Below are 21,094 nucleotides of genomic sequence, written 5' to 3'. Positions count from 1 at the left end.
CATTAATTTAATCTGGAGGTCACATATGAATGATTTCATGCCTGTAACAGGCAGCAGCACCTATTGTAACCCGGTCCCGTTTTCAGATGGGAAGATCCATACAAACCCGGATCCCTTCATCCTGCGCTGGTGCGGTCTGTACTACTGTTATGCGTCCGATGAACACGGTGCAAAGGTAAGTGTTTCAGAGGACCTGGTGCACTGGGAGGACAGGGGATATGCAATCCGTGAACAGGGGTACCACCATTACTGGGCGCCCTCCGTCATCTATCTGAACGGTACATTTTACATGTATTATTCCAATATCCCCATGGAGGAAACAGACTGTCATGAGCAGCATCTTAAGGTGGCAAAATCAGATGATCCCCTTGGCCCCTTTGTGTGGGAAAAGACATTTTTTGACCACTTCTCCATTGATTCCCACCCGGTGATGTGGGGCGGGAAAATGTATATGTTCTATTCTGTCAATGACTGGTTCGGGACAGAGGATAAGGTGGCCGGGACCTGTATCCTGTTAGACGGGATGCGCACCCCATACGAGTTTTCCGGCCATCCAAGGCCGGTAGTGGCGCCCGGTATCCGCAAGGAAATATTTGAAGAAAACAGGTTTGGGGATGGAAGGGACTGGTACACCATCGAAGGGGCCTGCACCGTGTCCCATAACGGGAAGACGTGGCTTCTCTATTCAGCCAATGCCTATGAGCATGAGGACTATTTTGTGGGGACCTCGGTGGCGGATGAGAAGGCAGTGTTCCATGAGATGGAGTGGCACAAGTATCCTGACCCCTATACCTGGTGTCCGCTTTTAAAGAGGAATGAGCTGGTGGAAGGCACCGGGCACAACACCGTGACAAAGGCGCCTAACCTGGTGGACGACTGGATTGTATACCATGGAAGGAATGCTGCGGATGAGCTTGTTCTTGGGACGGAACAGAGGAATATGCGCATTGACCCGCTGTATTTTAACGGCAGCCATATGCTGTGCTTCGGTCCATCCATGTGGGAAAAATCCAGCCCCTTGGCACCCCATATCATGGTGCGGAAACAGGAGGTAAAGGAGATTTTCTGGGCAGGGGAAAGCCGCCTTGTTTACCGTATGGAGTGCTGGATAAAAGCAGGAAGAAGCCACAGCGGGGCCAGGTACGGAATCTATCTGGATTACCGGGATGAGAGGAATTATGTGGAGGCAAGGCTGCATTCAGGACAGAGGAAACTGACGCTTTTAGAATGCTTTGACGGGGCGGTGGCAGAACTTGCAGACTGGGAACTGCCTGTGGATTTTGACTACAAAGTGCCTCATCTGCTCCTTGTGCAGAGGAATTTTAACAGCTTTGACCTGTGGATGGATGAACAGCCGGCGATTACCGCCCGTACATGTTGCATGGGAATGTGTATGGGAATGGGTGGAGTGGATGACAAGGCAGGAAACGGGGAATGTGCGGTGGGAAAGATTGGCGTTGTGCCCTATTTTACCCAGGTCACGATTAGCAGCATGGCTGTGACCGGACATGCCCGGCTGGAGGGTAGACAGCTTCAGAGAATGACGGCCTTCTATGGATTTTCACATGGAACTGCCAGTGGAAGCGGGCTGTCCTTTGGCACGGGAAAGGCAGTGTTGGCAGAGAAACCATGGGATGAAAACCATACGGAAGAGTTTGAGTTTGCGGTAGACGGGGAACAGCCGTCCATACAGATCATGCGCGGGAATACTGTACTTGGAGAGAGATCCATCCGGACGGGATGCGGCGGACAAAAGCAGTTTTCCCTGTATCATGCGGTGTTCAGGAACCAGGAGTGGATCTTACTGGATGGGGAACCAATTTCCCCTTTACAGAAAGGCGGGGACGCATTTACAATCCAGATACAGGGACTTAAAATAACCCGGTACAGCTATACAAAAATTTAAATGAAACGCAAAAAAATGGAGTCATGCAGACAGTAAAAATAAGGTATGCTTTAGATACAAAAAAGCAGAAACGGGAGGTTTAAAAATGAGAAAGAGAAGGATAATGGCAATGACACTGGCAGCCGTTATGGCGGCTTCGCTGACAGCATGTGGAGGCTCTGATAAAGGAACTACAACCCCGGCCCCTGGACAGAACCAGGAAAGCGCTGCAAAGGACAGCGGGGCAGACAGCGCGAAGGATAGCGCGGAGGGTAAAAACGCAGACAGTGCAGAGGGCAGCGGGGAGCAGGTGACCCTGACATACTGGTCCTGGCTTCCGACGGTTGAACAATCCGGGACAATGATTGCGGATTTTGAGAAGGCCAACCCGGATATTAAGATTGAGTATATCAGGACAGAGCAGGACGATTACTTTGAAAAGCTTCAGGTTGCAATGGCATCCGGCACGGGTCCCGACCTGTTTGGGCTTACCACAGGCCCGATGGCGAAACAGTATGCGCCGTTTACCGAGGATATGAAAGGGCTGGCAGACCAGTACCTGCCCGGCTGGGACGGAGTCATCAGCGGGACAGCCGTGAACCAGTGTGTGACCGAAGACGGCCACATGGTAGGTATGCCGCTGCTGGTGGCAGGTATGACTGACCTTCTGTACAACAAGACACTGATGGACGAGTGCGGGATAGAGAAGGTTCCCACCACTTACGCAGAATTAAAGGACGCGGCTGAAAAAGCAAAGGCAAAAGGTTATGTGTGTGTGGCGGCCGGGGCAGCGGATGACTGGATTAACTCCGACTGGTTTGTACAGATCTCAAATGAATTTGAGAAAGGCGCTGTCTATGAGGCGGAGCAGGGAAAACGCCCATGGACAGACCAGTGCTTTGTGGATACCATGAAAGCATGGCAGAACCTGTTTAGCGACGGTATATTTGAGGACGGTGCCCTTGGCGTTGCCACCTATCCGGATGCCCGGGACCAGTACTTCTTTGCAAGAAAGGCCGTGTTCTTCATGACCGGATCCTGGCATCTTGGCCCAGTTTCCCCATCCGCACCGGAGATTCAGGGGACGGAGATTTCCAACCAGAAGGATATAATCGGAATGAGCGTATTCCCATCCATGACAGAGGACGGAACCATATGCGGCACATCCGGCGTGGACATCGTGCTGGCTGTCAACAAGGACTGCAAGGAGAAGGAAGCAGCCATGAGGTTTGTTGAATACATGTCCAACGGAGAGGGGCAGCAGTATTGGGTGAACCGTCTCCAGGGAGCGCCGGTGTCCAGCGAAATCCAGTATACGGGAACCGTTGACGGCGAACTGCAGCAGCAGTCCATTGACGAAGTAAACGATTATGTGAGCAATGCGGTTGGAAACCGTAAACTGGTCAACAGCGAAATAGAGACTGCAATCCAGGTCGCAATGCAGAACGTGGCAGCCGGAGCCGACCCGGCCCAGGAACTGAAGGGCGTTCAGAGTGTGGCTGATTCACAGTAAAACATGATAAAATATACCATCAGGCCCCGGAGCCATGTGGCGCGCATCCTTACAGGAGCCGCCCAGGGCTGCTGGGGCTTTTGGATATAAAGAAATGAATAGGAAATAAGGAATAAGGATTAGGGAATAAGGATTAGGGAATAAGGATTAGGAAATAAGGAATCCTGCCGGTCCTGTATGCCGCATCTTTTCCCGCCATGAGTTTATATGAAGTTAATGTTGAAATGGTATCATGGAATATAAAAACAGGGAAAAGGCATATGCCGATGGACATGTGCCAGCAGACATATCCAATAGGAGGACGATACAGGATGGTAAGAAAAGCTTCCGGTAAATGCAAGGTATTTTTATTAACTGCAATCCTGTCCCTGACCTTCCATTCCTTTCCCGCCTGGGCGGGACAGTGGATACAGGATGAAATCGGGGACTGGTATTATGAGGTGGAAAACGAGGAAACTGGGGACGGGCTGGCCCGGGAAGGCGGCGTCCAGGATACCCGGGAAACGGTCGTCCTGACGGGATGGAACCGGATTGACGGACGCTGGTATTACCTGGATTCCCAGACCGGCGTATGGATTCCCAGACCAAGTCTCACATCCGAGGCAGCCAGCCATCTTCTGGATAATAAACTGAAGGACCTGGGCCTGTACCAGGATGAGGAGGAAGAACTGGAGTTCAAGGTGGATTATGAGGATGGCAGCCAGCTTATCCTCTCTGTGGGATATGAGGAAAAACCAGGACAGTTCCACCGTCTTAATTCCTATGGGATTGACAGGAAGAAGGGAACCGCGGAACCTGTCATTGGAAAGGAAATCATCTCATTGTGGTGAGAAGGGGGGAAGATACTGGCCTGACTTGTTATTCCTGGGACATTGTTAAGTGTACAGATAAAAAATATAAATTGGATGCCAGCTGGATATATGCCAGCTGGTATTTTTGTGCTGTCTCACCGTATTTTTGGAAAGCATATTTTTCGACAAGAGATACTTTTTTATGGTGGTTCATATTTTTGTATCAGAGTAATGTGGAGAAATAAAATTTATTGATAAAAATGTATAAAAATATATTGACGAAAACGGTTTCTTGAGATAATATATACATAACAAGTCAAGAAAACGGTTTCATGGGAGGGGGATATAACGGAAGATATCAAGTGTTAGTTAAATATTCATTAAAATAATGTGTTCATCAAAAGTAACCGTCAATTAGGATAATACTGATTCAAAAAGAGGAATGAGATGAAATTTGAAGCATTGGGCCGAGAAGGCAATATTGGCAGTTTAAGTATAAAAAATCGAATTGTTCTCCCTGCATTGAACAATAACTTTACACATAACGGATATATGACAGAAGAATCCATTGATTTTTATGTGTCAAAGGCAAGGGGAGGGGCAGGTCTTGTTATTGTGGAGGCTACTTCCGTGGATTATCCACGCAGCCGTTCTGTATTAAACCCAGCCATTGACCATGAAAAATACATATCTGGTTTTCAGCGCATCGCAGATGGATGCCATCAGTATGGTGCGAAAGTATTTGTTCAGTTAAGCCATGTTGGGCGTCAAAGCAGGAGAAGCACTACTGGTATGGACCCTGTAGCCCCATCCCCCATTGCCAGTAATTCCCCACTCTATCCGGATACGCCAAAGGTATTGGAGAAAGAGGATATTACTGGGATTGTGGACAAGTTTGCTGCGGCTGCGGTAATCGCAAGGAAGTCAGGCCTGGATGGAGTGGAGATTATAATGGGGCACGGTTATCTGGCCAATAATTTCCTCTCCCCGGTTTCAAACCAGAGAACAGATGAATACGGAGGCCTGAAAGGGGGAATTAAATTCTGCTGTGATATCATTTCCGGGATTAAGGCGGCCTGTGGGGATGAATACCCGGTGATCTGCCGGATTAACGGGGATGATTATATTAAGGAGGGTGGAAATAGTATTGTGGAGGCCCAGCTTATTGCGCAGGAATTAGAGAAAGCTGGAGCAGATGCAATTAATGTATCCGCAGGCATGCGTGACTCCCAGTTAAGTTTTAATGACCATACTTCAGGCCAGCCCAGAGGTGCATGGATTCATCTGGCAGAACGTATCAAGAGGGGAATAGGGATTCCGGTAATTATTGTAAAACGTTTTAATCCGGAACTTGCTGAGGTTACATTGGAAAGAGGGCAGGCTGATTTTATTGCATTTGGAAAGCAGTTTATCTGTGATCCTGATTTTGGGTCGAAGGTTCTTAATGGGCATCTGGAGGATATCATCCCATGTACATCGTGCTGCCAGGGATGCTACGATGAACTGTGGATGAAGAAACCTATTACGTGTATGGTCAATCCAAGTGTGGGAAAAAAGATGACATACCTGGCTGAACGGGGGAAGAAGAAAGGGAGTAAAACAATACTGGTTGTCGGAGGTGGTCCGGCAGGGTGCGAAGCTTCGCTGGAATTGGCCAGGCTGGGACATAAGGTCACAATGGTCGAGAAGGAAGCTGTGCTGGGAGGAAAATATTGGTACTGTACACGTACAAAGGCTAAGAAGGAAGTTGAGGATGTTTTTCGCTATTTTGCTTATGCTTTAGAAAAAGCGGGTGTAGATGTGCGGTTAAGAAAAGCATTTGCGAGAGAGATGCTGGATGAATTAAAGCCGGATATATTGATTGATGCTACCGGAGCAGAGTTTAAAATGCCGGATATAGAGGGTATCAATCTTCCCAGTGTCATGACTCCAACAGAGGCTTTGGATGGTTCCAAGGAATTAGGGGAATATGTAGTTGTGGTTGCCTGCAGCTATAATTGTACATGGACCTGCCGTAAGATATCAGAGGATATCCCGGATGATATTGTGGGGATGAAAACCAGTGAAAGCCATGCCTGTTCAGCGGGACATGCAGCAGCAGATGTAGCAGAAGAACTGGCGGATCAGGGAAAGAAGGTCTGTATCATTACAGGAAGGGATGAATTTGTTCCTGGTATGGGATTTACAAACCGCGGCAATATGCTGAAACGCTATTTCCAGAAGAATATAACTGTTTCTACAGGATTAAAAGTAAAGAAAATACTACAGGATGGACTTGTATGTGAAAAGGAGGGAATGGAATTCAAGGTATGTGCAGACAACATTGTGATGAGCACTGGTATGGAGAGCAGCAGTTATATTAAGAAGCAGGCAGAGAACTTTGGGGGTGTCTTTTATCAGATTGGGGACTGCGGGACAATCGGCAATGCCTTAAAGGCATTTCATGGCGCATATGAACTGTCCGGTATGATATAGAGGAGGTAAGAATGGATACGTTTCGTGAGGCTCTTATAACTGAACCTGGAAAAATTGTATTACATGAAGCTGAAAAAAAGACGCCTGGTAGTGGAGAGGTTATGATAAAGGTGGTGTCGTCCGCTATTTGTGGAAGCGATATGCATCTGTATTCAGGAAAACATCCATATGCAAAACTGCCAACTACGGTTGGCCATGAGTTGGCAGGAGTGATAGAAGAGGTTGGCGCGGATGTGACCAGGTTCAAAGTAGGAGACAGGGTATGTGTTGAACCGCTTATTACCTGTGGCCAGTGTTACTATTGTCAGAGAGGGCGATATGATTACTGTGAAAACCTCAGGTTAAAGTACCGCAGCGGCAGCAGTGGGTATGCGGACTACTACTATGCCAAGGAGCGGTGGATCCATCTTTTGCCAGATGAAATTTCCTTTGACGAGGGCGCATTAATGGAACCTCTGGCCTGTACGGTTCACGCCGCAATGAAAGCCAGGATTCAGTTGTGTGATTCTGTCTGCGTCATGGGAGACGGCCCTATAGCACTGTTACTTGCACAATTGTCTCTTGCCGCCGGGGCAACCCATGTATATGTACTGGGAATTATGAAAAGAAACCTGGAACTTGCAGAACGGCTGGGCTGCATACCACTTCAGAGTGGGCATGATGCGGTACAGGAGGTGCTTAGGAGAACAGAGGGACGCGGCGTGGATGTTACATTTGAAGCGGTTGGGATTCCTGTTACTTTTAATCAGGCCATGGCTGTAACGAGAAAAGGTGGAAGGGCTGTTATTTTTGGTATATTCGAAGATGAATTCAGCACAAAATCCCTTGTAGATGCAATGGTAAAAGAAATTGAGGTGGTAGGAACCTCCAGTTACTGTTGGGATTTTCAACGGGGAATCGATTTGGTATCATCTGGCCGGATTGATTTAAAGTCACTCATTACCCATCATTTCCCTTTGGATGAAGTACAAAAGGCCATGGATATCAAAAAAGCCCTGGTGAAGAACCACTTAAGATAATACTAAAACCGTAAAGAAGAGGTGATATTTTGAATAAAATTGCAATTATAACGGGCGGCAGCAGAGGGATTGGATATGGAATTGCCCGTAAACTGGTGGAAGACGGTTATACGGCAGCCATACTGGATATAAATGCGCTCGCTGCGTATCAGGAGAATTTTGATGGACTTAAAGCATTGAATCCGGACTGTATATACTATCAGGGCGATATAACGGACCGGAAGGTCAGGGAGGATTTTGTGGCATTGGTGGTGAAACGCTTTGGCCGGATTGATGTTTTGGTCAACAATGCGGGTGTGGCGCCAAAGGTCCGCACGGATATTCTCGAGATGACAGAGGAGAGTTTTGATTATGTGGTTGGGACGAATCTTCGGGGAACTATGTTTATGACACAGTTAGCGGCAAATCAGATGCTGAGTCAGCCATGGGAAGGAGAAAAACGGGGCACAATCATTAATGTTGGTTCAGCGTCCAGCACTGTATCATCGCCCAACCGTGCAGAATACTGTATGTCAAAGGCCGGACTATCCATGCTGACGACCGTGTATGCTGACCGCCTTGCGGGGGAAGGAATCCTGGTTCATGAAGTCCGCCCGGGTGTCATAGATACAGATATGACGAAAGTGGTACACGATAAATATAGCAGGATGATAGAGGAGGGCCAGTTTCCAATTAAGAGATGGGGATACCCCGAGGATATCGGTAATGTTGTAAGCCTGATGTGCAGTGAGAAATTTGTATATACCACTGGTAACTACATAGACGTAGATGGCGGATTTCATATCAGGAGAATGTGAAACTGCCCATAATCAAAAGGAGGAAACATATGAAAAGGATTCTTGCGGTTCTTTTAGCAATCACATTGACCGGTTCACTGACAGCATGCGGAACTGGTAAGAAGGAAGAAACAAAGGCAGGGCAGGAGACTAAGGCAGCTCAGGAAGTAAAAACGGAGAGCAAGGATGAGACAAGTGCCGCGCAGGAGGAAGCTGCTGCATCGGATGGGCAGACAGAGGGTATAGTGCCGGATTATCTGGAATTTTTCAGCGGTTCCCAAGGCGGAAGTTGGTATCAGGTGGGATCCCAGCTGGCGGCGCTTGCACAGGAAGCAACCGGCATCACATCCAAGGTGGCTGCAGGCGGCGGATCAGCTAATCCTGATACATTGCAGAATGGCGAGGGATATTTCGGTCTTGTGTACAGTGGTGTAGGTTATCAGGCTTACCTGGGTGAGGGGGATTATACAGAACCTCATAGTAATTTGAATGCGGTCATATCAATGTATTCCATGCCATTTCTGATTGTAGCATTAAGCGGTGATGAGTCTGTGAATAGCGTATATGATCTCTCAGATAAAAATCTTTCATTAGGTAAGGCAGGGCAGACCGGCTATACCATAGCCCAGGCCGTGTTAAAAGCCCATGGTATTGATCTGGAAGGGGAATCCTTTACCGGAATGAACAGCTTTTTAGGAGATTCGGAACGCATGGATATGCTCAGGGACCGCCAGCTGGATGCAATTACCGGCCTGCTTCCTCTGGATAATTCCACACTACAGAGCATGAGCATGACACCCGGTATTAAGCTGATCAGCATGGATGAAAATGTAATTAACGAAATCCAGGCTAATGTTCCCGGACTGGAGAAGATAACGATTGCACCTCATTCGTTTGATGAGAATCAGGAGGAAGAGATTGTGACTGTGGCGGCAATAACCTCGCTATATTGCCGTGATGATCTGGATGAAGAAACCGTATACAAAATAACAAAGGCTATCTATGAAAATGCATCCTCCCTGTATCAGTATTTTGGCGAGGAGAACAGTGTGATTCTGAATAACCCTTTGTCAGGTATTGATGAAAAGATGCCTGTCCATCCAGGCGCTGAGCGGTTCTATCGTGAAATCGGTATCATTAAGTGACAAAAATCTGTCTAGAAAATGAGGTAGTGACATGAGCAGTTTTCAACAAAAAACAGGTCTGTTCGAGTATGCTGTACATCAGAAGAAATTGACACCCCGTTCGTTTCTGGCAATGTTATTGAGTATTATTTCAGTATTTATGGTGGTTTATTTTCTGGTGACTGCTTACTGTGGTACGCCAGTTGCTATTGCCCATCGTCTGCTTTTTGTCCTATTTATTATGCTGCTTGCCTTTTTCCTTCATCCGACAAAGCGTAAGAACTGGTATGAACCGCTTAATATATGGTCTGTGTACGATATTGTATGTGTGGTTTTAGCAGTTGTCTGCGTTGTGTATTATATCAGTGATTTGGACAACTGGCAGCTTCGTATGTTTCGCCCAAGCAGGCTGGATACGGTTTTTGGGACAGTATTCATTTTCCTGGTAATGGATATAACCCGGCGTATGGTGGGAATGACAATGTTTTGTGTGGTCCTCTTTTTTGGGCTTCACACCAGTTTTGCCAACTATTTTCCGGGTTTTCTGAAAACAGCGCCGACCTCATGGGTGCGCCTTGTTGATATATTGGTAAGTGATCAGGGCATATTTTCCGAACCCGTGCAGTCTATGGCTTCTTACATCATACTGTTTTTACTGTTTGGGGCGATTTTGGAGGAAAGCGGGGCTGGCAGGTATTTTATTGATATTGCCTATGCCATAGGAGGACGCTTTACAGCTGGTCCGGCTAAGACTGCAGCAATCTCCAGCGCGTTGTTCGGCAGTATATCAGGAAGTTCCGTATCCAATGTTGTATCTACCGGGTGTTTCACGATTCCCTTGATGAAGTCTACCGGCTATTCATCTGAGGAGGCAGGAGCAACGGAGGCTGTTGCATCTACTGGCGGCAATTATATGCCGCCAATCATGGGGGCGGTGGCGTTTGTAATGGCACAGTATCTGAAGGTCCCATACATACAAATAGTGCGGTATGCAATCATACCGGCCATGCTTTATTACATCGCCCTTCTATCCTATATACATTTCGATGGATTAAAGAAGAACATACATCCAATGGACAAGAATGGGCTGCCGTCCTTCAAAAAAAGTATTATAGAAGGAGGACATCTGATTCTGGCGCTGGTATGCCTGGTTATCTTTTTAATCTATGGATATACAACCAGTATGGGGGCTTTCTGGGGAGTTGTTACTTTATTCTTTCTTACCTTTGTGCGTAAAAATACAAGGCTGAAACCGTCACAGATAATAAAATCATTTGAAAAGACGGCACAGACATCCATTTCCGTAGGCATTGCCTGTGCGGCAGCAGGAATCATCATCGGATGCATGTATTCCTCAGGCCTGAGTGTCAGCCTATCATCCATTATTATTAAAGCAGCGGATGGAAGCCTGTTGATTACATTAATCTATACGGCCTTATTTTCTTTGGTCCTGGGATGCGGCATGCCTTCGGTGGGGGTTTATTTAATCCTTGTGACGACTATCATCCCGGCGCTGACCCAGATGGGGGTAAGCCCTATTTCAGCACATTTCTTTGCATTTTATTTTGCGGTCGTGTCTAATATAACCCCGCCTGTCTGTGTTGCAGCCTTTGCCGGAGCTGCAATTGCAGAGGCATCACCTATGAAAACCGGATTTAAAGCATTTACTATTGGCATAGCGGCCTACATCATTCCTTTCTTATTTGTGTATCATCCCGCAACCCTTGCCATAGGAAGTGCTGGCGAGATTGTCATAGCCATCATTGATGGGGTAATAGCTGTTGTATGTTTATCTGTTTGTGTTGCCGGATACTTTTCACGCCGGCTCAGGAATATTGAACGTTTTCTGGCATTCGCGGTAAGTATATTGGTAGTAGCTCCATTTGCGGCTTCTAACTTTATTGCCTATGTGATTTTTGCATGTATCGCTGTGCTGCAGATTGTGACTATGATCAGACAAAAGAAAGGAGCGTAACCATGGAATATTTTACAAAACAATACATGACTGGGCCAGAGGGGGCACATCGCCGGGCCGTGTATAAGGCAATGGGTTTTACAGATGCTGATTTATCCAGACCATTGGTGGCGGTGGTCAATAGTTGGGGAGAGGTGTGTCCAGGGCATTTTGGTCTTAACATGCTGACCCAAAAAGTAAAGGAGGGAATATGGCAGTCAGGAGCCACTCCGGTTGAATTCTGCACCATATCCCAATGCGGGACCTTGACGCTGGGGCTGGATGGAATCCGCTATGATTTGGCCACAAGGGAGATGGTATCCTTTGATATTGAGACCATTGTACACTCCCAGATGTTTGACGGGATTGTATTTATGACTGCCTGTGACAAGGTGGTTCCGGGTATGCTGATTGCCGCTGCCAGATTAAACCTGCCGTCTATTTTTGTATGCGCAGGTACAATGGAGGCAGGACAATTAAATGGAGAGGCCTTTTCACTGTCTGATCTGGACGAAAAGATAATGGGCGGATATCGGACCGGCCGCGTATCCGCGGAAGTCATCACCGCCATGGAAGACAGGGCCTGTCCAACATGGGGAGCCTGTCCGTTAATGGGAACTGCCAATACAATGCAGTGTCTGGCAGAGGCGCTGGGATTGACATTACCAGGAGCGGCCACAATGATTTCCACATCATCGGAGCTTCTTCGTTCTGCTAAATTAAGTGGTAATCAGATTGTTAAATTGATTGAAAAGAATATACGGGCCAATGATATCATGACATTACCGGCGTTGGAGAATATGGTTACCATGATGATGGTACTTGGAGGTTCCACAAACTCAGTAGTGCATATACTGTCCCTGTCAGAGGAACTTGGTTTTGGTGATGCAGTGAACCTGGATAAAATTGCACAAATCAGTAAAAGGACGCCATGTCTTGTGAATGTCAAGCCGAATGGGCCGTACCATCTCACTGATTTTGAAAAATCCGGCGGGATGCCTGCAGCTATGCGTGAGGTCCGCAGCTGCCTGAATACGGATGTCATGACTGTTACCTGTAAAACAATGGCTGAAAACATGGAGAGTCCCCTCAAGTATGAACCCGACAGAAGGGTACTCTATAGCTTTGATTCCCCGATATCCCAGGATGGGGGCATCGCAGTCTTATATGGCAACCTGGCAACTGGAGGCGCTATTTTAAGACAGTCTGCCCGGTATCGTGAAAACCTGTACCACAAAGGCCCGGCTAAGGTGTTTGATAGCCAGGAGGAGGCACTGGAAGCGCTGCATAATAACCAGATAGAACGTGGGGATGTGATGGTTGTCCGTTTTGAAGGACCTTGTGGAGGCCCGGGCATGCCGGATATTTACGCCGTACAGGCAACAGTCTGTGGTATGGGGCTGGATAAAGATGTGGCAGTCATTACAGATGCCAGATTCTCGGGTTTTGCAAGAGGTTTTGGTGTGTGTCAGATTACACCGGAAGCAGCCAAGTCAGGCCCTTTGGCATATCTGAGGAATGGGGATATCGTAATAATTAATGTATCCCAGCGTTCTATTGATGTGGAGAATCCGGCAATATTTGAGGAAAGGGAGCCGGCTGAGAATCCGAAAGATAAAAATACATATAAAGGTGTCCTTAATCTGTTTAAAAAATACGGAGGTCCGGCGAACAAGGGCGCCCGTTTGGAATAAATAAAGTAATGTAGGAGGACATGCATGGATATAAAGAGAGCAGAACAGTTTGAATGGGTGTTTCTTGCAGCTCTGATCATTCCGGTTGTTGTACTTGGAAAAATGCGGATGCATCAGCAGAATCTGGCCCGGTTTTTAATTATCAGCCTTATATGTATCACTATTGTGATGATAGGATACTATGGTTACCGAAGATGGCTTTTGAATCGTAATAATGCTGACAGTGTGGACACTCCTAATCATAACTAACAACTTGTGCAGATGTATTTGAGGTTAAAAATGAGGGTACAACAATTTCGCTTTTGTGGCATGGATATGACAGTCCATTCATTTAATACGGTTATTGTAGGAACCGGGGCAGCCGGATATAGTGCGGCAGAACGGCTTTATCAATATGGACAGACCGATATCGCAATGCTGACAGAGAACATTCTGGCAGGAACATCACGTAATACAGGTTCGGATAAACAGACATATTATAAATTGTCTCTGTCTGGCAGCGAATGTGACAGTGTAAAAGATATGGCTCAGGTATTCTTTGACGGACAGTGTGTGGATGGTGAACATGCTCTGTGCGAAGCTGCTCTGTCAGCTCAGTGTTTTCTGCATCTTGTGGAATTGGGAGTTCCCTTCCCGCACAACCGTTATGGGGAATTTGTGGGATACAAGACCGATCACGATCCCAGCAGACGGGCCACCAGCGCAGGACCCTATACTTCAAAGATAATGACAGAGTGCCTGCAGAAATCAGTTGAGGACAAAAATATCAGGATTTACAATCATCTGCAGGTATTGCGTATACTGACAGAGGGAAGGTTGGCCAGAGGGCTTGTCTGTTTAAATAAGGATAAGCTGACTTACGAAGTAATTAATTGTAAAAATATTATTTTCGCTACCGGCGGGCCGGCGGGGATGTTTGCAGACAGTGCGTATCCGGCAGGCCATTATGGCGCCACGGGTATTGCTTTTGAGGCTGGAGCAATGGGGAAGAATCTGACAGAATGGCAGTTTGGACTGGCATCGTTAAAGCCACGCTGGAATGTGAGCGGTACTTATATGCAGGTTTTGCCCCGTTTTATTTCCACGGATACAGAGGGCAGAAATCCAAAGGAGTTCCTCCTGGATTATTTTCATGATAAAGGAGAAATGTTATCAAAAATTTTCCTTAAAGGATATCAATGGCCCTTTGACGTACGGAAAGTCATGTCGGGAAGTTCTATTATCGATTTACTGGTATACCAGGAAAGTTGTATTAAGGGCAGGCGTGTTTTCCTGGATTTTCGGAAAAACCCAGGTGATGCAGAGCTGGACTATGATTGTTTATCAAGGGAGGCATATGATTATTTAAGAAAAGCAGGAGCCTGTTTTGGAAAACCTGTTGACCGCTTGCAGCATATGAATACTCCTGCTTTCAATTTTTATCTTGATAAGGGAATTGATTTGAGGACTGAGATGTTGGAGGTGGCTCTCAGTGCCCAGCACAATAATGGTGGGCTGAAGGTAGATGAGTGGTGGCAGACTGATATTGAGGGACTTTTTGCAGTGGGAGAGGTCAGTGGCACCCATGGCGTATACCGGCCAGGGGGCAGTGCGTTGAATTCCGGGCAGGTTGGTGCAGTCCGGGCGGCGCAGTATATTTCCGCCAGACGGCGGGGAGAGCCAGAAACGATGCTGTTTGATGCATGTGGACAGAGTATAAAAGAGATTATATGTATGGAACAGAGCGCAATGGGAGGACAGGAGGGTTGTCTGAAAGAATCCTGGCAGAGGATAACCAGGCGGATGAGCAGGGTGGGAGCTGCCATAAGGAATGTGGAGGATATACATAATACCCGTTGTGCCATAGAAAAGGAGCTGGAAACTTTTCAAGACACAGTGAAAATAATCAGCCGGCAGCAACTAGGATTGTATTTCCGGTTTCGGGAAACACTGATTTGCCAGTATGTCTATCTCAGTGCTATGGAAGACTATGTTAATCGTGGAGGTTTATCACGGGGAAGTTCCATGTATACGGATTCCAACGGAGTGCTTCCGGCACCTTCCCTGCCTGATATGTTCAGATACCGGTTGGATGATGGATTACATGCTGATCAAATACAGGAGGTTGGTTACAGCCGGGGTAAATGCAGTTTTAATTGGAGAAAAGTACATCCGATACCGGATATCGATGACTTTTTTGAGAATGTATGGCGGGATTTCCGAAAAAATAAAAACATATATTAAGGGTGTGGAAAATATAGCTGACATGTAACCGGAGGGGAGGTTTTAGCGGAAAATATCTGGTAAGATTACCGCAGAAATGGTACTATAAAGTAAAATGCGGTTAAAGGAGTGAAGGTATGGTAGGAATTCGTGACGTTGCAAAATATGCGGGTGTATCGCCCAGTACAGTATCCAGGGCACTGTCAGGTGTGGCATTTGTAGAGCCGGAGACAAAGGAAAAAGTAATGAGGGCAGTCAGCGATTTGAATTATAAACCTAATCTGGCGGCCAGAAGCTTGAAAAAGGGCGGAAGCAGGCTTATAGGCCTTATCATACCGGATATTATGAACCCATATTACCCAGAAGTGGTAAAGTACATGGAAACCTGTGCTACTAAAGCCGGCTATTCTCTTATTTTATGTGATGCCTTGGGGGATGTGGAAAAAGAAAAGGAATATTTTGAAACTTTAAAATATCTGTTTGTGGACGGTATACTTTATATTGCATCTACGGAGGACATAGAACATGTGAGACCGTACATAGGTGATATTCCTATGGTTATTGTCAATCGAATTTTTGATGTTGATGCGCCATGTATTAATATTGATAATGTGGATGCGGCGTATCAGGCAGTGAAATGCCTGGCAGAGAACGGACATAAGAAAATTGCGCTTTACATCAGTGATAAAGACCGGCAGTATAACAGGGAACGTTTGGAGGGCGCATTAAAGGCTCTTTCGGAGTACGGAATAAAGGATTACGAAAAGTATATTATCAGGAATGTAGGCTCTGAAGACGATGCATACTACAGGACGCTTGAGTTAATGCGCAGTGAGGAACGTCCAACGGGTATTTTCATGTTTAATGATTTTATGGCTTATGGGGTATACCGCGGAATCGCCAAAAGCGGTATGCGGATACCAGATAATATATCCGTGGTAGGCTTTGATGACATTCCGCAGGTTAAGTATCTGGATCCCCCTTTGACCACACTTCGCCATTCCTTGGCGGATACAGCGGAAATAATATTTGAAAGGTTAATGGAACAGATAAAGACACAGACATGCGCCCATGGAAGCAGGACCTATTTTAAAGGAAGGCTGATTGAGCGGGAGTCAGTAAAAAAATTGGAGGCATGACGCTTTCGGAGGAATGAGATGCAGAAAGTAAATATTTGGGATATAGAGGGAACGGAATTTCCAGCAGGAAGGCGTACCAGGGTAATATTGGGACAGAATGGGGCGATGAGTGGGGACAAGTTCTGCCAAGGTTTTGTAGTGGTGTACAAGGGCGGCGGTATTCCGGAGCATGAACATGAAACTGTGGAATCATACACTATTTTAAAAGGAACCGGTGTGATGGAAGTAGATGGGGAGGAACAGGCTGTGAAAGAAGGGGACTGTATCTTCATCCCAAGTAATTTAAAACACGCCCTGCACAATACAGGAGAGGATGAACTTCACATGATGTTTGTCTATGCTCCCAGTATTGTTGTAGACCATTGGGCTAAAGAACAGAGCGGAGAATTGAAGTAAGGTTATGGAAAGGGGGCTGTTTTTGTGAACAGCCCCCTTGGTTCATGCTTTTATACCCTCTGGTACTTAGCCACATAAACCGGGAATGTATCCGCTCCCTTCAGTTCCTTACCCGCTGTAATGGTCACATCCTTGTCCGTGACGACATATTCAATCTCTGCCCCGGCTTCCACGACCGTATCCTGCATGAGCACGCAGTTCCTGACTTTGGCGCCCTTGCCAATCTTGACTCCGCGGAACAGGATGCTGTTTTCAACCTCCCCTTCAATGACGCATCCGTCTGCGGCCATGATATTGGCGGCCTTGGAACCGTTTATGTAACGGGCCGGGTGGTCATCGCGGATTTTGGTGTAGATGGGGTTTCCGCCGGAGAACAGCGCGCTTACGTTGGCATCATCCAGCATTTTCATGTTCTCATCAAAATAACTCTTCATGCTGCTGATGCGGGCTACATAACCGTCATAGCGGTAGGCGCGCACATCCAGCTTACTTAACTGGGGCGCAAGTATATCCCGTTCAAAGTAAACGTATCCGCGGACAAAGGCGGTGTTAATCTGGTCAATGAGAAGCTCGCGGTCCATGATGTAAATATTCATGGAGAAATTCTGTATGCCTTCGTCTCGGGCATTGATCTTCATCTTGGCCACGCGTCCGTCTTCAATGCCAAGGGTGTAATAGAAGTTGGTCCCTATGTTCTGGGCTTCCATGAAGCTTTTCGGAAGTTCGGCCTCCTGATAGGCAATGGTCACATCGGCGCCGCTTTCCATATGGGCGTTAATCAGCGCCTTGAAATCAAAGTTAACCGCCAGGTTGGTGTCTGCCATGACAACATATTGTTCCTTCTGTTCCTTCAGGAAATCCAGGATACTGGCCAGTGCTTCCACACGTCCGTTATAAATCTTAACTGTTTTTTCTGCAAAAGGCGGAACCAGGTTTAATCCGCCGTTCTTGCGGGTCAGATCCCATTCGCGGCCCGAACCCAGGTGGTCCATGAGCGAGTGATAATTCTTACGGACAATCACGGAAATATTGTCAATCCCGCAGTTTACCATGCTGGAAAGGATGAAATCCACCAGGCGGTAACGGCTTGCAAAGGGAATGGAAGCCATCAGACGCTCGCCTACCAGGTCGGGTACCAGGGAATCATAGCTGTTTGGGAAAAGGATGCCCAGGGCATTTGCATTGGAATTTACCATTGTTCTTCACCGCCTTTTACATTATTGTTAACCATGGCATTGGGACCGATTTTGGCGCCGGCTCCGATTGTAAGGCCGGAACCGATGGTAGCCACCCCTTTCTCATCACCGGAAGGCATGGCGCCTACCACGGCTCCTTCGCCAATCTGGACATTCTCAGCCACGATGCAGTGCCGGATTACGGCTCCTTCCTTAATGGTGGTGCCTCCCATGATCACGGCGTCCTCCACCACGGCTCCGGTCTCCACCTTAACGCCAGCGAACAGGATGGAGTGCCTGACTTGTCCGTCAATGCGGCAGCCGTCGGTAATCATGGAATTCTCCACCGATGCCCCGGCGCTGATTTTGTGTCCGGTCATACCGCTGTTGCGGCTGTAAATCTTCCAGTTCTCATCAAACAGGTTGATGCCGCTGTGTTCCGGGTCCAGGACCTCCATGTTGGCTTCCCATAAGGAGGAGATGGTTCCCACATCCTTCCAGTAACCGCTGAAATGATAGGCGTACATCCTGCGGCTGTCACGCAGCAGGTTGGGGATGATGTTGTTGCCGAAGTCATTTTCCGAGTCAGGGTCTTCCTCATCCTCAATGAGGTACTGTTTCAGGATGTCCCAGTTAAATATGTAGATTCCCATGGAAGCCAGGTTGGACTTGGGGTTCTTGGGCTTTTCCTGGAATTCCGTAATGCGGTCATCCTCATCCGTTACCATCAGACCGAAACGGGGCGCCTCTTCCCATGGAACTTCCATGACAGCCACGCTGAACTCAGCCCCTTTTTCCTTGTGGAACCGGAGGAAGTCGCTGTAATCCTGCTTGCATATCTGGTCACCGGAAAGGATGATGACGTACTGCGGGTCATACCGCTCGATGAATGAGATGTTCTGGTAAATCGCATTGGCCGTACCCTTATACCAGTCAGAGCCGGAGGCTTTCTGGTAGGGCGGAAGCACATGTACCCCGCCGTGCAGGCGGTCCAGGTCCCACGGCTGGCCGTTGCCGATATACTCATTGAGTACCAGCGGCTGATACTGGGTCAGGATTCCCACGGTATCAATCCCTGAGTTTACGCAGTTGGACAGCGGGAAATCGATGATACGGTATTTGCCGCCAAAGGGAACTGCTGGTTTTGCCAGTTTCTGGGTCAATGCATAGAGACGCGACCCTTGTCCGCCGGCAAGAAGCATTGCAATCATTTCTTTTGCCATAGTATTACTCCCCCTAGATGATATTGGATGTATATGTTCAAATTGTACCATAAACAGGTAGAAAATGGTATCCAATTGTGCAGAATGATTGAAAGTATATTAGGATATCAGTATATCAGTATATTAATTGAATGGACGTCTGATCCGGGCGCTAAAGCATGGGATTAATACATTTAACCTGGAACATACAGGTCAATCCTTCAATACATCTGCCGGACTTCCGTTTGTAAGCTTCAGAAACGGGGTATCCTCATTCTGAAGGACACGGCGTACGCATTCATCCCAGAGATCCAGTTCCCTTTTACCCTCCAGGCTGTCGCAGATATCTGACACAGTGCCGTCGCTTCCGATTGCAGCCCAGTTCCGGAGGAACAGAAGCATGGAGCCATATGCCAGTCCGCTTGGCGAAAATGTCTGGCTGGAAGGGTCCCCGGCCTGCCGGACCGCCTGTTCCCAGTCAGGACCATGGGCAGGATCTGCCGGTTCCCCGTCCCCAAGCAGGGACATACTGCCGAGAAGAACACCCAGTTCATCGGCCTTGGTCCGCTGGTATAGGGAATCCAGGTAATCAAACATCATACGGTATCCGGTTGGAAAATACATAAAAACACCTCCGATTCTTATTGTCTCTTACACTTCCGGCTTCATCACTTCCGGCTCTTACACTTCCGGCTCCATCCCCCTCACAACTCAGTCCCCCCCTGGCTCCTTTGTTCCTGCTTCCGCCACCTCTGCATCCCTTTCCCCCTGCGCTTCCCGCCTGCACGCGGCAGCCGTCATCCCCATGACCTGTTTGAACTGTTTTGAGAAATACGCGGCGTCCGGATATCCCACCAGCTGGCCAATGGTGTTTACATGGAGCGAGGTGGTTTTTAAAAGCTTGCGGGCTTCCTCCATGCGGATTTGGATCAGGAGCTGCAGAGGGGTCATATGGTATTTCTTTTTCACGCACCTGGTAATGTAGGCGGGATGGAAGGAAAAATGGTGGGATAACCCTGCCAGGCTGAAGGGCTGGGCATAAACCTTCAACATATAACTGTAGATTTCCCCGGCCAGGTCTTTTTCCTTTGGATGTTCATTGGATTCACAGATAAGGGAAAGAATCCGTAGGAACAGGATCTGGTACTCAATCTGGGAGGATGTGGAGTCGAAAAACAGTTTCTGCTGGTTGTATTTATCAATCTTTACCTGGGATATCTGCTCCATATAATCCTTTAGCCGGTCTCCCTGTTTTCTTGGCAGGGACCCAAACTGGGGCAGGGAAATGGTAAACTTATCCTTCTGGTAGTATTTGTTCTTGTTCATCTTGGACGGCATATAACTGACCGGATTTTTGGTACAGGTATATCCGCCCTCCGTATAAAAATGCATCCAGGAAAACACGGTGTCCTCTGCACAGTGGCGGTATCCTGCGTGTATCAGCTCCGGCACCAGGATCAGGAAATCTCCCTCTTTTACATCAAACTGGATTCCATTTTCCTCCATGTACAGGGTTCCCTTCTGAACATAAATCAAGTCAAAGGTCTTGTGGATGGCCCGCCGCTCATGGCGGTCCCCTTTGCGGAAAAGTGATATCCCTCCCACAATCAGATGGGGCAGGGGCGGGCAGATGATGTTTATATACATAAAAGTCCTCCAATGTCCGGTACACGGCCGGCTGATGGCTTCATACAGGCCAGTGCCTGTATTTACAAGGGTTTCCGGGGTTTCAAACATATTAAATCATTG

Annotated in this window: 17 protein-coding genes; 13 read left to right on the top strand and 4 right to left on the bottom strand. The window is 47.5% G+C overall.

Going from position 1 to position 21,094, the window contains the following annotated elements:
• The first annotated feature begins 25 nt into the window (after positions 1-25).
• The 13 genes from MCJ35_RS17815 to MCJ35_RS17755 all read left to right on the top strand — a co-directional run bounded on the left by MCJ35_RS17815 (position 26) and on the right by MCJ35_RS17755 (position 16,968).
• Positions 26-1,906 (top strand): glycoside hydrolase family 43 protein, encoded by a 1,881-nt coding sequence (locus MCJ35_RS17815; protein WP_025486130.1) that lies wholly within the window; start codon positions 26-28, stop codon positions 1,904-1,906.
• An 85-nt stretch (positions 1,907-1,991) separates the two neighbouring features.
• A complete protein-coding gene (locus MCJ35_RS17810; protein WP_025486131.1) occupies positions 1,992-3,398 on the top strand; it encodes an ABC transporter substrate-binding protein in 1,407 nt (468 codons plus the stop codon).
• 311 nt (positions 3,399-3,709) lie between these two features.
• Positions 3,710-4,228, top strand: a complete 519-nt coding sequence (locus MCJ35_RS17805) for a hypothetical protein (RefSeq protein ID WP_008718866.1) — start codon at positions 3,710-3,712, stop codon at positions 4,226-4,228.
• Positions 4,229-4,636: 408 nt separating this feature from the next.
• Positions 4,637-6,664 carry an oxidoreductase gene (locus MCJ35_RS17800; RefSeq protein WP_025486133.1) on the top strand — a complete coding sequence of 676 codons (2,028 nt, stop codon included), beginning with the start codon at positions 4,637-4,639 and terminating at the stop codon, positions 6,662-6,664.
• Between the two features lie 11 nt (positions 6,665-6,675).
• The gene (locus MCJ35_RS17795) at positions 6,676-7,683 is read left to right on the top strand and encodes a zinc-dependent alcohol dehydrogenase (protein ID WP_240299597.1); all 1,008 of its coding nucleotides are present in this window, start codon (positions 6,676-6,678) and stop codon (positions 7,681-7,683) included.
• 29 nt (positions 7,684-7,712) lie between these two features.
• Positions 7,713-8,480: a 3-ketoacyl-ACP reductase gene (locus tag MCJ35_RS17790; protein WP_227796281.1), complete on the top strand. Its 768-nt coding sequence runs from the start codon at positions 7,713-7,715 to the stop codon at positions 8,478-8,480.
• 29 nt (positions 8,481-8,509) lie between these two features.
• Complete coding sequence (locus MCJ35_RS17785; RefSeq protein WP_025486136.1) at positions 8,510-9,604, top strand: TAXI family TRAP transporter solute-binding subunit; 1,095 nt, start codon at positions 8,510-8,512, stop codon at positions 9,602-9,604.
• A gap of 31 nt (positions 9,605-9,635) precedes the next feature.
• The gene (locus MCJ35_RS17780; protein ID WP_025486137.1) at positions 9,636-11,558 is read left to right on the top strand and encodes a TRAP transporter permease; all 1,923 of its coding nucleotides are present in this window, start codon (positions 9,636-9,638) and stop codon (positions 11,556-11,558) included.
• Between the two features lie 2 nt (positions 11,559-11,560).
• The gene (ilvD, locus tag MCJ35_RS17775; protein ID WP_025486139.1) at positions 11,561-13,231 is read left to right on the top strand and encodes a dihydroxy-acid dehydratase; all 1,671 of its coding nucleotides are present in this window, start codon (positions 11,561-11,563) and stop codon (positions 13,229-13,231) included.
• Between the two features lie 24 nt (positions 13,232-13,255).
• On the top strand, positions 13,256-13,480 hold the full coding sequence (locus MCJ35_RS17770) for a hypothetical protein (protein ID WP_025486140.1): 225 nt from the start codon (positions 13,256-13,258) through the stop codon (positions 13,478-13,480).
• 12 nt (positions 13,481-13,492) lie between these two features.
• Entirely contained in the window at positions 13,493-15,454 is a 1,962-nt protein-coding gene (locus tag MCJ35_RS17765) for an FAD-binding protein (protein ID WP_353656078.1), read from the top strand.
• Between the two features lie 116 nt (positions 15,455-15,570).
• Complete coding sequence (locus tag MCJ35_RS17760; RefSeq protein ID WP_025486143.1) at positions 15,571-16,572, top strand: LacI family DNA-binding transcriptional regulator; 1,002 nt, start codon at positions 15,571-15,573, stop codon at positions 16,570-16,572.
• Between the two features lie 18 nt (positions 16,573-16,590).
• Positions 16,591-16,968 carry a cupin domain-containing protein gene (locus MCJ35_RS17755; RefSeq protein WP_025486145.1) on the top strand — a complete coding sequence of 126 codons (378 nt, stop codon included), beginning with the start codon at positions 16,591-16,593 and terminating at the stop codon, positions 16,966-16,968.
• 50 nt (positions 16,969-17,018) lie between these two features.
• On the opposite strand, the gene glgD is transcribed toward MCJ35_RS17755, so the two are convergent.
• From glgD to MCJ35_RS17735, 4 genes are all read right to left on the bottom strand, one after another.
• A complete protein-coding gene (gene glgD, locus MCJ35_RS17750) occupies positions 17,019-18,164 on the bottom strand; it encodes a glucose-1-phosphate adenylyltransferase subunit GlgD (protein ID WP_008718864.1) in 1,146 nt (381 codons plus the stop codon).
• Positions 18,158-19,366, bottom strand: a complete 1,209-nt coding sequence (locus MCJ35_RS17745; RefSeq protein ID WP_008718862.1) for a glucose-1-phosphate adenylyltransferase — start codon at positions 19,364-19,366, stop codon at positions 18,158-18,160. The genes glgD and MCJ35_RS17745 overlap by 7 nt, the downstream gene beginning before the upstream one ends.
• 192 nt (positions 19,367-19,558) lie before the next feature.
• Positions 19,559-19,969, bottom strand: coding sequence for a hypothetical protein (locus MCJ35_RS17740; RefSeq protein ID WP_025486147.1), 411 nt, complete (start codon positions 19,967-19,969; stop codon positions 19,559-19,561).
• 87 nt (positions 19,970-20,056) lie between these two features.
• Complete coding sequence (locus tag MCJ35_RS17735; protein ID WP_240299596.1) at positions 20,057-20,992, bottom strand: AraC family transcriptional regulator; 936 nt, start codon at positions 20,990-20,992, stop codon at positions 20,057-20,059.
• Positions 20,993-21,094: the final 102 nt, after the last annotated feature.

The sequence above is a fragment of the Enterocloster sp. OA13 genome, from assembly GCF_022440595.1.
GTDB lineage: Bacteria > Bacillota > Clostridia > Lachnospirales > Lachnospiraceae > Enterocloster > Enterocloster hominis.
The sequence above is the reverse complement of the archived record's forward strand: the minus strand, read 5'-3'. Positions and strand labels throughout refer to the sequence as shown.

What these genes read in the sequence shown, in the direction of transcription:
- MCJ35_RS17815 (WP_025486130.1), top strand. Translation starts at nt 26, where the DNA reads ATGAATGATTTCATGCCTGTAACAGGCAGCAGCACCTATTGTAACCCG.
- MCJ35_RS17810 (WP_025486131.1), top strand. Translation starts at nt 1,992, where the DNA reads ATGAGAAAGAGAAGGATAATGGCAATGACACTGGCAGCCGTTATGGCG.
- MCJ35_RS17805 (WP_008718866.1), top strand. Translation starts at nt 3,710, where the DNA reads ATGGTAAGAAAAGCTTCCGGTAAATGCAAGGTATTTTTATTAACTGCA.
- MCJ35_RS17800 (WP_025486133.1), top strand. Translation starts at nt 4,637, where the DNA reads ATGAAATTTGAAGCATTGGGCCGAGAAGGCAATATTGGCAGTTTAAGT.
- MCJ35_RS17795 (WP_240299597.1), top strand. Translation starts at nt 6,676, where the DNA reads ATGGATACGTTTCGTGAGGCTCTTATAACTGAACCTGGAAAAATTGTA.
- MCJ35_RS17785 (WP_025486136.1), top strand. Translation starts at nt 8,510, where the DNA reads ATGAAAAGGATTCTTGCGGTTCTTTTAGCAATCACATTGACCGGTTCA.
- MCJ35_RS17780 (WP_025486137.1), top strand. Translation starts at nt 9,636, where the DNA reads ATGAGCAGTTTTCAACAAAAAACAGGTCTGTTCGAGTATGCTGTACAT.
- ilvD (WP_025486139.1), top strand. Translation starts at nt 11,561, where the DNA reads ATGGAATATTTTACAAAACAATACATGACTGGGCCAGAGGGGGCACAT.
- MCJ35_RS17770 (WP_025486140.1), top strand. Translation starts at nt 13,256, where the DNA reads ATGGATATAAAGAGAGCAGAACAGTTTGAATGGGTGTTTCTTGCAGCT.
- MCJ35_RS17765 (WP_353656078.1), top strand. Translation starts at nt 13,493, where the DNA reads ATGTATTTGAGGTTAAAAATGAGGGTACAACAATTTCGCTTTTGTGGC.
- MCJ35_RS17760 (WP_025486143.1), top strand. Translation starts at nt 15,571, where the DNA reads ATGGTAGGAATTCGTGACGTTGCAAAATATGCGGGTGTATCGCCCAGT.
- MCJ35_RS17755 (WP_025486145.1), top strand. Translation starts at nt 16,591, where the DNA reads ATGCAGAAAGTAAATATTTGGGATATAGAGGGAACGGAATTTCCAGCA.
- glgD (WP_008718864.1), bottom strand. Translation starts at nt 18,164, where the DNA reads ATGGTAAATTCCAATGCAAATGCCCTGGGCATCCTTTTCCCAAACAGC.
- MCJ35_RS17745 (WP_008718862.1), bottom strand. Translation starts at nt 19,366, where the DNA reads ATGGCAAAAGAAATGATTGCAATGCTTCTTGCCGGCGGACAAGGGTCG.
- MCJ35_RS17740 (WP_025486147.1), bottom strand. Translation starts at nt 19,969, where the DNA reads ATGTATTTTCCAACCGGATACCGTATGATGTTTGATTACCTGGATTCC.
- MCJ35_RS17735 (WP_240299596.1), bottom strand. Translation starts at nt 20,992, where the DNA reads ATGTATATAAACATCATCTGCCCGCCCCTGCCCCATCTGATTGTGGGA.